The organism is Thiolinea disciformis DSM 14473 (genome assembly GCF_000371925.1).
Taxonomy (GTDB): domain Bacteria; phylum Pseudomonadota; class Gammaproteobacteria; order Thiotrichales; family Thiotrichaceae; genus Thiolinea; species Thiolinea disciformis.
Genome location: NZ_AQVE01000042.1, coordinates 1 through 11,651, shown reverse-complemented (window position 1 = coordinate 11,651; position 11,651 = coordinate 1). Strand labels below are relative to the sequence as shown.

The following is an 11,651-nucleotide window of genomic DNA, read 5'->3' as shown; positions in this document are numbered from 1 at the left end:
GGTTAGAACGCTTGTGCCAGTCCTTGCAAGGTAAAACCCATTATCTCATTCTCGATAATGCTTCCTTTCATCGAGGAGGACGTATTCCAGCCATTGCTCAGCAGTATGGTCAGGTGTTGATGTATCTACCCCCGTATTCCCCTCAACTCAATCCTATTGAAAAGGTGTGGGCAACCTTGAAACAAAAGGTGTTATTACGCTGTCAACACGGTCTATCCTTGCTGGAGGCTATCGATCAAGTCATTTGTAGCTCTTAATTAGGGATTTACTATACTTGATAAAGTAGTGATGTACATTTTACTTTTTCCATATCGATGTCAGAAGTGTAAAGATAAAGCTTGCACTTGGGATAAGCTAGCTCGTTTAGGTTAAAATGAAACCCACTTAACGATAACGGAGCGAATCATGAACCAAGCCCCAACCCCGCCCGAACCGCACGAATGCTGTGGTAGTGGTTGTGATCCTTGTATCTGGGATATTTATTATGAAGCCTTGCGGCGCTGGCAAGAGCAGCAGAGTAGGCCAACTGAGAAAGTGGACGAAGTAGGGGATTGATTGAAGCTTGTCAAGCATGATTATTTTAAACGCTTGGCAAACCGTACTGCTTAATTCAACCCTAAATTCAACAAGGTGTTGTACACAAATGCGCCGTATTCAGGCACACAACCTTTATGCGTAGATGGTGAGGCGCTGCATTCACGTAGGGTGACTTGGGTAGAACCTTTTGCCGTCATTGCTGTAAGGGCATCGGTGGCATTCAAAAACGGGACAGTTTCATCTTCACGCCCGTGGAACAAATACACGGGCTTGAGCGCTTTCCAGTCATATACATTATAGGCTTCTACGCCGCTGACACCTGCGTCGATATAGTTATAAATTACCGTATTATCAAACACGACATCCGAATCATCAGGGATTAATTGCCCCATTAACAGCTTAGTGAGCCATTCGGAAACACCATCAGGTAAATTGCGCGCGCCTGCCGTGTCAACCTTACTGAAGGGATTGAGGGAGTCGAGGAAAAAATCTAAGGTGGCTGATAAATGATAAGGCCCCGCAGCTGGAAGACTAGCTACTAAAGTTAAACCGGTAATGGGTTCTTGCTCTAGGGCTTGATGTGCTGCCATGGTGACATAGCCACCCTCAGAATAACCTGTTAAGGCAAGTTTGTTATTCAGGGTAATATTTTGTTTTTTTAGCCAGTCGTAGCCCACCTTAATCAAGTCATGCACGGCTTGTGCTGATGGTTTGAGCATTAAATAAGGGTGCGGGTGACCAGCCGAAACGCCATACCCCACATAATCAGCGGCAAGTGTCATATAGCCGAGTGAGGCAATCACAATCGGTGGCGCATGGCCTGTTAAATCATTGCTGGGGGCTTCGCTATTATAAAAGATCGTGGCGTGTTGAAAGCTAAGCAAGGTGCTAGCCAGTACGGCTGCTTTTTGTGGTACTGCTAATAAACCAGATGCAGTCACATCAGCACCCTGATTATTAAGGGTGGTATAGCTAATACGATACAGTTTTACGTCGTATTGTAAAGCTGCTGTGGGAATTTGGAGTTGTTGACTATCGAAAGCCTTACTAATTTCATCCCGCGTCAGTGTTTTGAGGTATTCGATTTGATAGTTCGGTACGGGTTCATTAGTACTGGAGTCATCTCCACCGCCACAAGCACTCAAGCCTAGCGATAGCAAAAAGCATAACCCTATATTTATAAAAGAGATGAAGTGGCGTTTTTGCAGCATGGGAAGATCCTAAAGTACTGAAACCATCTGGTATCGTGAACATCCGTAGCATAGCCTGAATAAGGTGTGGATGGTAAAAGCAAATCGGTTTTTTTGAAGTGGGTAGAAATATGGTACAGCTAGATCATCTGATAATCACTACACCATCATTGGTATTAGGCGCGCAGTATATTCAAGAAAAATTAGGAATTACCCCACAAATCGGCGGTGAGCATAGCTTAATGGGGACACATAATTTATTAGTGCGTTTAGGTGCTGATCTATTTTTAGAAGTGATTGCCCCGAATCCGCAAGCACCTACGCCGAAACGGTCGCGTTGGTTTGGTTTAGATAGATTAAGTCCAAAAGATCAAGCGCAGTTACGTACATGGGTTGTTCGCACGACGACTATTCACCAAACCCTAGCACAAGCTAGTGAGGATTTGGGGCAGGTCATTACGGTCAGTCGTGCCCATATACAATGGCTGATGGCAATACCCGACGATGGTTCTTTAGCTTTAGACGGGGTCGCACCCGCTTTAATTTAATGGCAAACGGATATACATCCCGCACAGCACTTACAAGATCTTGGTGTATCACTAAATGCTTTAGTGCTGCACCATCCCGAACCAAACCGTATTAAACGCTTATTGGCAAGTCTACAGATGGATGTTGAGATAGCAGTGATGGAAAGTGACCAAGCCAAAGTAGAAGCTTATTTGAAAACCGCCAAGGGTGAGGTGAGATTATAAGTGTCTTGGATAAGACTCTAGTGTATGTGTGTAAGTAGTGATGAAGTACAGCGTTTTTAAAGGCCGCCTGCTAACAGCATCCAGCGGCTTAAGTGTAAAGTGATATGCTCTCCTCCTCCCATATCAAGCCACCGCTTTATCTTGGTATTCGAACACAGTGATCATGCTACGAATATCATTGCGATTGTCATTGAAGTTAGATTGTTTTTGCTTGAAACCAGCAAAACGTGCAGCGATTTCTTCAGCAGAGCATTTTTCGTATTCAACGCCCTGTAATTGATCAATATAACGATCCGCGCTGGATTCGGTCTTGAATTCAATCGCGTGCTTCCATAAACGACCTAAAACAACATAGTTTTTCATAACTAACCTAACCTTGTGTGAGTGTACGGAGTTTTTATAATTCTGCGTCGCAACAAAAATATGTTTGGTTCATGAAAATATATAAAAAATGTTGCAACGCAACAACAGCACACAAGATTAATGGTGTCTTTTTGCTAGTCAATGTGACTTGCCCTGACGGACGGCTATTAGAAGGGATAGATACCGATGCTGTAATTACAATTGCATAGTAGTCATCCTTGCATCGGATACAGGAAAACTAAACAATTCCTCAGCATAAGGAATCATTATTGTACTCACATTGGATGTACGAAATCGCACGTTTGTGCTAAACTTTTCAAAGTTAACAGAGGGTTATCATCATGCCAAACCTTAGCTTAAAAGAGGATCGCATCAGTCTACGCACGCCACCTGAATTGAAGAAAATGCTCACTTCAGCAGCGGCTTTATCGAATGTGTCTTTGACCGATTTTCTATTGACTGCTGCTCGTAAGGCAGCCGAGCAAGTGTTGCTGGACGCGAATCGTATTAGTTTGAATCACGCTGAATGGGATCGATTTATGGATTTGTTAGACCATCCACCAAAGCCTAATACAGCCTTAAAAAATGCCATGCAGCGTCATCAACACTTATTGGATTAAACATGCGCATTATTCCATTCAATCATGAGTTGATGCGTGAGGGCTTCGATTGTGGTGAGCCGTTGCTCAATCATTATTTGCAGCAATTAGCGGGACAGCATACTCGTAAGAATGTCAGTCGTACTTTTGTGGCGGTAAAAGAGGAACGCATTGCGGGTTTTTACAGTTTGAGCATGGCAGAAGCACAGTTGGAAGAATTGCCAAACGCTACACGTAAGAAATTACCGCCTCATTATCCTGTACCTGTAGCAAGGCTTAGCCGCTTGGCAGTAGATCAAACTCTTCAAGGTCAGCGTATTGGGGAAGCGTTATTAGTCAATGCTTTAACGCGTTGTGCACGTATTGCTTCAGACATCGGTGTAGTGGGTGTTGTGGTCGATGCCAAACATGATAAAGCTAAACAATTTTATGAAAAATATGGTTTCGGTCCTTATACCAGTAAGCCTTTGACTTTATTTATTCCGATGCAGACGATCATTCAGTCTTTGCCAAACTGACATATCTACCCCCAAAAGACAGTCTAAAAACCTTCACGTATACCCATTACAATAGATACTTTATCAGTTTGCTAAGGATTGCTCATGCGCCCTGCTTTATTGAGTGCTGTCTTGGATAAAGAGTTTGCAGCCACGCTACACGGTAGCCACACGCCCGTGATGCTTTGGGGTGCGCCTGGGGTAGGCAAGTCGCAACTGGTGGCACAAGTCGGGCAGCGCCATCAAGTGCCTGTGCTGGATATACGTTTATCGCAGATTGAACCCAGCGATTTGCGCGGTATTCCGTTTCGTGAGGGCAATGTGGTGGAATGGGCGATTCCCGCGATGTTGCCGAATGACAAGCGCCACGGCGCACAAGGCATTTTATTCTTGGATGAAATTACCTCTGCTGTGCCCAGTGTGTCGGCGGCAGCTTATCAATTGATTTTGGATCGCCGTTTAGGTGAGTATGTTGTGCCTGACGGTTGGGCGATTTTTGCGGCGGGTAATCGACAAGGGGATCGTGGTGTGACCTATACCATGCCTGCACCTTTGGCGAATCGTTTCTCACATTTTGAGGTGGACATCCATTTGGATGATTGGGTGGCGTGGGCGTATCAGCATGGCATGGATGAACGCATTATCGGTTTTTTACGTTTCCGCCCCGAATTATTATTCAAGTTTGATGCAGCACATAATCCTGTCGCTTTCCCTACCCCACGTTCATGGGAGTTTGCCCATCGTGCCTTACAAAAATTTGATCAATCCCCCCAACTATTATTAGCCACACTGCAAGCCTGTGTAGGGCAGGGGGCAGGCATAGAGCTAAAAGCCTTTATCGATCACCTTGAGCACATGCCTGATTTGGATGCGATTTTACGTGGTGAAACAGTCAAATCCCCCAAAGAAGTCGATTTACAATATGCGTTGGCCTCGGCACTGGTTGGGCGGGCGATTCGTGCCAAAAATACCCCAGAGGCGCTGCAAGTTTATGGTCATATTCTCAACTATGCACAAGCTTTGCCCTTGCGTGAAATGGGCGTGATGTTGGTATCCGATATGTTGCGGGCTGTCGGTGACCAGATTTTTGCTGCGCCTGAATTTGCGCAATGGGCGGAATCGATTGGCGATGTAATGCTGTATGACTGAGAACTTGCTTTCTCCACAAGAAATTAACGATAAATTAGTCGCAGTTCGCACGCGCCTCATCCTTGATCGTCCGTTTTTGGGGGCGTTGGTATTACGTTTACCTTTACAACCCGCTGATCCCGCATGGTGTGCCACCACAGGTACGGATGCACGTAAGTTCTATTATAACCCTGATTATATTGCCGAATTGCGCCCTGAGGAATTGCAGTTCGTGATGGCACATGAGGCTTTGCATTGTGCTTTGGGGCATTTTGCACGTCGTCAGCATCGAGTGAAACATCGTTGGGATTTAGCCTGTGATTATGCGATTAACCCGATCTTGATGGAGGAAGGTTTGAAACCACCGCCCAGCGTGATGGTGATGCGTGAATTTAAAGGTATGACGGCGGAGGAGATTTATCCTTGTATTGATGACAATGATCTGTCAGAAACGCTGGATCAGCATTTATACGACAAGGAGGATACTCCCAAACAGGGCGGGCAGGATCAGGAACATAATCCGCTTAATCAGCAAAATGCTAATCCTACCGACGGTGACGGTGAATCCTCCGAGCGTTCAGACCCACAACCGCAATCTGCCAAGACTTCTCCCAGCACCAAACCTGAATTTGATCCAGAAGCGCAAGGCGGCACTCCGCCACCGCCGCCTTTACAACAAAACGAAGCAGAAGATTTAGCAGTGCAATGGCAACAACGTGCCGCAGGTGCAGCCCAGCAAGCCGAGCAAGCAGGCAAGCTAAGTGGTGTGATGAAGCGCTTAGTACAGGAATTATTACGTCCGCGTTTGCCGTGGCGTAGTGTGCTGGCGCATTATTTAACCGGTTTGGCGCGGGATGATTATAGCTATACCCGACCCTCAACTCGACGCGGCAACCCTGCAATATTCCCTAGCCTGAAAAGCCAGCAACTGCACGCGGTGGTGGCATTAGATGTGAGTGGTTCAGTGAGTGATAAAGAATTGCACGAATACCTGTCCGAAATAAATGCCATTAAGGGACAAATCCGCGCTGAGATTACATTAATTGCCTGTGATGCCGACATTATTCAAGGCTTCCCCAAAACCTTTCAACCGTGGGAAGACATTACTTTATCCGCTGAATTACAAGGCGGCGGAACTACGGATTTTCGCCCTGTGTTTGATTGGATTAATCAACAAGATCGTGTGCCTGATGTGTTGATTTACTTCACCGATGCACAGGGAATATTTCCGAATACTGCACCGAGTTATTCAGTATTGTGGTTGGTGAAGGGTAACAGTGATGTGCCTTGGGGTGTGAGAGTGGGGTGGAGTTAGGTTACTAATACAGTATCTATGCAGAGCAATGCACAACTAGTTGTTAAGTTTATTATTGCAAGAATGTATGTTAGGCAACCCCCTTGATTTTGCCAGTCACTAAACCCATCAACTGATATACTTAAGGTTCTGGATGCCTAAACAAATTGAACCGAATATGCTGCTAAAAATCCCCTATGGTGTGAGCAATTTCAAAGACTTGATCACTCAAGGTTATCATTACATTGATAAAACTGCTTATATCGCAGCGATGGAAGAAGCAGGTAAGCATACTATTCTCTTGCGCCCGCGCCGCTTTGGAAAAAGCCTGTTTCTTTCTATGCTGGAGCATTATTACGATACCCAGTATACGGATGACTTTGAGACTTTGTTTGCCGATTTACACATTGGACAGCATCCTACACCCTTAAAGAATAGCTATCCGATTCTGTTTATGGAATTTAGTGGGATTGCCACCAGCAGTGAGGCGGATATTTATCGTGCTTTCTCTACCAAAATCCAATTAGCCTTAGAACGCTTTTTAGAACGTTATCATTATCCCTCGCATACATTAGCCAGCATTGCACAAGTACAATCGCCCCATGAAAAAATGGAAGCTTTCCTCCGTATCATCGAAGGCCAGAAAATTCTATTGTTGATCGACGAATATGACCATTTTGCTAATAGTTTATTGGGTAATGACTTAAGCCTATTTCAAAGCATTGTCGGCAAAGGCGGTTTTGTCCGTAGTTTCTACGAAACTATTAAAACAGGCACGCAGCGCGGCATTATAGATCGCTTGTTTATTACAGGCGTCACGCCAATCATGTTAGATAGCATGACCAGTGGCTTTAATATTGGTAAGAATTTATCGCTGACAGAAGCTTTTAATGAGGCGATTGGTTTTAATAGAGTAGAAGTTGAAGGTCTACTGAGTAGTATTGCAAACACTTGTCCTACATTAGATCAAAACACCCTATATGACGATGTGCGCCGCTGGTATAACGGTTATCGCTTCCATTTAGATGCTCGTGAAACGATCTATAACTCTGATATGGTGCTGTATTTTGTAGATCGCTTTGATTACAAACGCTGTGTTTATCCCAAGCGCATGTTGGATATTAATATTGCCTCCGATTATGGCAAGATTATGGCGATGTTTAGTATTGGGGACAGAGATGCCAATTATACGGTATTGGATGAGCTACTTAATCAAGGTGAAGTGATTGCACGACAAGTAGAAAAATTCGATTTTGATAAGGGTTTTACTCGTGATGATTTTGTCAGTTTGCTTGCCTATATGGGCTTTATCTCACTTGCGGATGAACGCTTAGCAGGTGAGGTGTTCACGATTCCTAATCACGTCATGCGTGAGTTGTATTTCCAATACTTCAAAGTGGAAGTAGAACGGCGTAATCACATTACAATTTCCGACCGTGCTATTTTGCTAGCGGTAGAGACATTGGCTTTAGATAATAATATTCAGCCGTTAATGGCCGAACTGGAACAGGTACTAAAACTACTCTCTAACCGTGATTCGATTTGGATGGATGAGCAGCATATTAAAACCATCTTACTCACACTCTTATATCAATCCTCTGCTTATTTTATTCATAGCGAGCGGGAAATGAATCGCCGTTATCCTGATATTTTATTGCTAGAACGCAGTCCGTTTAAGGTGAATTATCAGCATTTGATTGAGTTGAAACACAGTAAGAAAAGTGAGGGGGAAAAGAGTTGGGCGCAGAAAAAGCAGGAAGGCATTGAGCAAGTTAAGGGTTACTTACAGTTACCGAATATTGCTGCTTTAGCAAAGCTTAGTGCGTGGTTGGTGATTGCGGATGGGGAGCGGGTAGAGTGGGTGAGGATAGATTCTTAAACTATCCACCCCCTCCAACAAGCGACAAAACACTTTCAAAGCACGGTATCCACATCCGCAAACTCATCCGCTTGTGCGAAAATAAACTGCTTTAAAAATTGATCAATACGTATATTAAGTTTAAATGGTGCTAATACGACACCGTCCTGCTTTTCAAAATAGGCTTTGGCTTTGGTTTTATCCACGCTTTCTTTGAGTGCGTCGAAGCGACCAAAATTATTCAGGTTGTGCTCGTTCACATGGTCAGCAATTAATGCCAACAGCCTATCCTTATCTAAACCCAGTGCGTTGACGACGGCATTTAATTGTGCGTTTTCGGCATTATGTTGGTAGGTGTTAATATAATCTCTAAACGTATAGCCTTCGCTCAATTGTGCATCGCCACGCTGTAGATCGTGTAGGAATAACCTAGCGTACTTTTGTTCGACTTGGGTAAGTGATGCAAATGATTTATGCAGCTCGTTTAGGGTCAGTTCAATGCTGGTTTGATCTTGGTGTTGATGCAGTTCTTTTAAATATTTTTCAAAACGGCTATTCATATAATCCGCATCGATTTTGCCCGTATCAATTTCAGTAAGATAACCGCTAATATCAAAAGGTATGTCGCCACCACTATCGCCACCTCCTTCGCTTCGTCCAGCCAACTCTTTGTAACGTAGCACAAGGCTTAGATAGGTTTGCTCTTCGATGTTCAGAGTGATTTCTCGCGTATGATCTTCAGCACAAGGATAGCTGAGCTGACGCCAATGAAAGCCTTGCACTTTGGCGGCTTCTAAGTGCTGATTAAAGGTGTTAAATAATTTGGCAAATTTTGCGCAGGCGTCTATATCATCGGGTAATTTTTCAAAATTAGGCACACCCGCACGAATAAATAGTTCGCTAATCTCTGTTACCAACTCATTCATGGCTTTCAGGTTGCTTTCCAGACGGTCTACAAATAAACCAATCGGTCGGTCGCCTGAATAGAGCTTGACCGCTGCATGAATATGCTGCTCCATAGTATGCGGATAGCGGTAATAACGAATGGTGCCGTGCGGTTTATCAGGGCCAAATAAGCGATTGGTACGCGAGAAGGCTTGAATAATATTCTGGTATTTTAATACCTTATCTAAATACAAGGTATTGAGCCATTTAGAATCAAAGCCCGTGAGCATTTGATCCACCACAATTAATAAATCCAGTTGTTTAGCGGGTTCGGTGTGGATACGCTCATACGGTTTTTTATGGGCAAGGCGTGCCGCAAGGTCTTTTTTGAATTTCGCGTGTTTGGCAAAATCAAAGTCTTGTCCGTAACGCGCATTATAATCGCACATGATTTCGTCTAAACCATCCGCCTTAAAGGTAGCACCACGTTCACCACAGCCATCATTGTCAATATTAGGATCAAACAGTGCGGATATTTTCAGTTCTGGTTTAGCAGCTTTAAAGCGACGGTAATAATCAATAGCCTCGGCAATGCTATTGGTGGCTAACAGCGCATGAAATTTACCTGCTTGGCTGAGTACCTCCCAATTTTCCACAATATCTTCTACCACCTTGGCTTGGTGATCTTTAGTTAGGTATTGTTCTTTGGGTATATAATCCTCAATGCCTTTAACGTACTTGCCAATAGCATCTTGGTAGCCTGCCATTGGCACATCATGCATAAAATAATTAAATTTTTTCTTTTTGGCAGGGTCTGCCATTGCATCGGCGACCGATGTGGCTTTGGCTTGCGCAAGGGCAACGGCTTGGCGCAGGTCTTTGTCTTTAAAGGTGGTGACTTTATACGGGTCAAAGCCTAGTACATTGCCATCACGAATCCCATCAGCAATGCTATAGCGGTGCAGTTCGTTGCCAAATACGGTGCTGGTGGTATTGCCGCTTTTTTCGTTTTCGTCTTGAATCGGTGTGCCTGTAAACCCAAAAAATAAGGCGCGTGGAAAGGTGCGTTTAATGGTAATGAGCATATCGCCAAAGGTCGAGCGGTGCGCTTCGTCAATAATAAACACCAAACGCTTGGCGCGAATGGTATCAATATCCGCCGCATTGGTGGCCGTGCCTTTATCATCCACGGCTTCATCAATATTGCTCATTTTCTGAATGGAACTGACGATTAAAGTGTCGGCAGGGGCGCTGCTTTTGAGTTTAGTTACCAAGACATCGGTATTTTCGGTCGCCTGTATGGTTTCATCATCACTGGCAAAATTATTGTATTCGGCTAACGACTGCGTGCCCAACTCAATGCGATCCATTAAGAAAATCACTTTATCGGCATCTTTGGACTGGGCAATGAGCTGTGCGGATTTAAAGCTGGTCATGGTTTTGCCTGAACCGGTGGTATGCCACACATAGCCGCCCAAGCGATCAGGATTATTGGTAAAGTTGCCCAGTTGTTGCCAATTGGTTTTAGCCACTTTATCGGAAATGGCATTGGCCGCGTAATATTGATAACTACGCATGACTTTCAGCACGCCATCGCTATCATCCGCCACCGTATAAAACCCAATCAGTTGGTGTGCCATGGGAATGGATAACAGTGTGGAGGCAATCGCTTTCCAGTGGTTAACGGGTTCGTTATTAAAATCCGCCCAGTGAAATTGGTAGTCGGGGTTAAATTTGCCATCAACGCCAGGGTTGGCAAAGTATTGGGTTTCGTCGGGTTGCATCGCCACAAAAATTTGAATGAGTGAGAACAGCCCACTAAATATGCCTTCGGCGCTATATTTTTCAATTTGGTTAATGGCTTGGCTGACCGGAATACCACTGCGTTTCAGTTCAATATGAATCACGGGCATGCCATTAATGAGTAACAATACATCGCCACGGCGGTCATTACGCAAAGGGCTGCCGCGTTCAAATTGGGGTTGTTGCACAATTTGGTAGCGGCTTTGTCCTGCGGCGATTTCTTGGCGGTCGTAGATTTTGAGGCTGACTTCTTTGCCGTAGTGCAGGGTATCGGCGGGGTTGTCGCGTTTAATGGCGACGGTTTTGCCATTAATAAAACCGTTGAGTTTGAGCGGAGTTTTGAGTGCTTTGATTTGCTCTAAAATCTGCTGCATTTCGCTCGTGCTGAGCGGTACATTGTTGAGGCGGTCTTGTTGTTTGTTATTTTCAAATAAGATATTCGCCCAGTTTTGCAGTAATGCGGCTTCGGTGGGGTGTTTTAATATTTCGGGTTCCCAGCCTTTTTGGGTGAGCACCTCAATAAAGGCTTGTTCAAAGGCGGCTTCGGTTTTAAAGGTGTTCATGTGTGCGGCTTTCCCTGCTAGACAAACATGTTGTTCAAGCAGGCTTGCTTGATGTGGTGGAGTTTGCTGAGTTGTTGTTGGTGTTGCTTGATGAGGGTGTCGAGTGTTTGGAAGTAATTGCCGATGGCGGTTTGTTCTTCCTTTTTGGGAATAAATACTTTCTTAAGTTCCATAGCTGACTT

At 44.6% G+C, this 11,651-nt stretch carries 12 protein-coding genes; 9 read left to right on the top strand and 3 right to left on the bottom strand.

Annotated features, from left to right (window positions below):
- Together A3IE_RS21385 and A3IE_RS22620 are read left to right on the top strand one after the other, a co-directional pair.
- Positions 1–257, top strand: a 257-nt coding sequence (locus tag A3IE_RS21385) for a transposase (protein WP_020396333.1), incomplete at its 5' end; no start/stop codon positions are given.
- Positions 258–405: 148 nt separating this feature from the next.
- On the top strand, positions 406–555 hold the full coding sequence (locus A3IE_RS22620) for an oxidoreductase-like domain-containing protein (protein WP_020397163.1): 150 nt from the start codon (positions 406–408) through the stop codon (positions 553–555).
- Positions 556–605: 50 nt separating this feature from the next.
- Here the strand turns inward: A3IE_RS22620 and A3IE_RS21380 are convergent, their stop codons facing one another.
- On the bottom strand, positions 606–1,748 hold the full coding sequence (locus A3IE_RS21380) for an alpha/beta hydrolase family protein (RefSeq protein ID WP_020397162.1): 1,143 nt from the start codon (positions 1,746–1,748) through the stop codon (positions 606–608).
- Positions 1,749–1,858: 110 nt separating this feature from the next.
- On the opposite strand from A3IE_RS21380, the gene A3IE_RS21710 reads away from it, so the two are divergent.
- Positions 1,859–2,275, top strand: coding sequence for a VOC family protein (locus A3IE_RS21710; RefSeq protein WP_020397161.1), 417 nt, complete (start codon positions 1,859–1,861; stop codon positions 2,273–2,275).
- Between the two features lie 63 nt (positions 2,276–2,338).
- Entirely contained in the window at positions 2,339–2,479 is a 141-nt protein-coding gene (locus A3IE_RS22955) for a hypothetical protein (protein WP_157832915.1), read from the top strand.
- Between the two features lie 123 nt (positions 2,480–2,602).
- Here the strand turns inward: A3IE_RS22955 and A3IE_RS0118765 are convergent, their stop codons facing one another.
- The gene (locus tag A3IE_RS0118765) at positions 2,603–2,842 is read right to left on the bottom strand and encodes a hypothetical protein (RefSeq protein WP_020397160.1); all 240 of its coding nucleotides are present in this window, start codon (positions 2,840–2,842) and stop codon (positions 2,603–2,605) included.
- Between the two features lie 341 nt (positions 2,843–3,183).
- Here A3IE_RS0118765 and A3IE_RS0118760 point away from each other — a divergent pair, with 341 nt between their 5' ends.
- From A3IE_RS0118760 to A3IE_RS0118740, 5 genes are all read left to right on the top strand, one after another.
- Positions 3,184–3,462: a type II toxin-antitoxin system TacA family antitoxin gene (locus A3IE_RS0118760; RefSeq protein WP_020397159.1), complete on the top strand. Its 279-nt coding sequence runs from the start codon at positions 3,184–3,186 to the stop codon at positions 3,460–3,462.
- 2 nt (positions 3,463–3,464) lie between these two features.
- A complete protein-coding gene (locus A3IE_RS0118755; protein ID WP_020397158.1) occupies positions 3,465–3,959 on the top strand; it encodes a GNAT family N-acetyltransferase in 495 nt (164 codons plus the stop codon).
- 84 nt (positions 3,960–4,043) lie between these two features.
- The gene (locus A3IE_RS0118750; RefSeq protein ID WP_020397157.1) at positions 4,044–5,087 is read left to right on the top strand and encodes an AAA family ATPase; all 1,044 of its coding nucleotides are present in this window, start codon (positions 4,044–4,046) and stop codon (positions 5,085–5,087) included.
- Positions 5,080–6,381 (top strand): vWA domain-containing protein, encoded by a 1,302-nt coding sequence (locus A3IE_RS0118745; protein ID WP_020397156.1) that lies wholly within the window; start codon positions 5,080–5,082, stop codon positions 6,379–6,381. Before A3IE_RS0118750 ends, A3IE_RS0118745 begins: the two co-directional genes overlap by 8 nt.
- A gap of 133 nt (positions 6,382–6,514) precedes the next feature.
- Positions 6,515–8,239, top strand: a complete 1,725-nt coding sequence (locus A3IE_RS0118740; protein WP_020397155.1) for an AAA family ATPase — start codon at positions 6,515–6,517, stop codon at positions 8,237–8,239.
- A gap of 35 nt (positions 8,240–8,274) precedes the next feature.
- Here the strand turns inward: A3IE_RS0118740 and A3IE_RS0118735 are convergent, their stop codons facing one another.
- Complete coding sequence (locus A3IE_RS0118735; RefSeq protein ID WP_020397154.1) at positions 8,275–11,469, bottom strand: type I restriction endonuclease subunit R, EcoR124 family; 3,195 nt, start codon at positions 11,467–11,469, stop codon at positions 8,275–8,277.
- Positions 11,470–11,651: the final 182 nt, after the last annotated feature.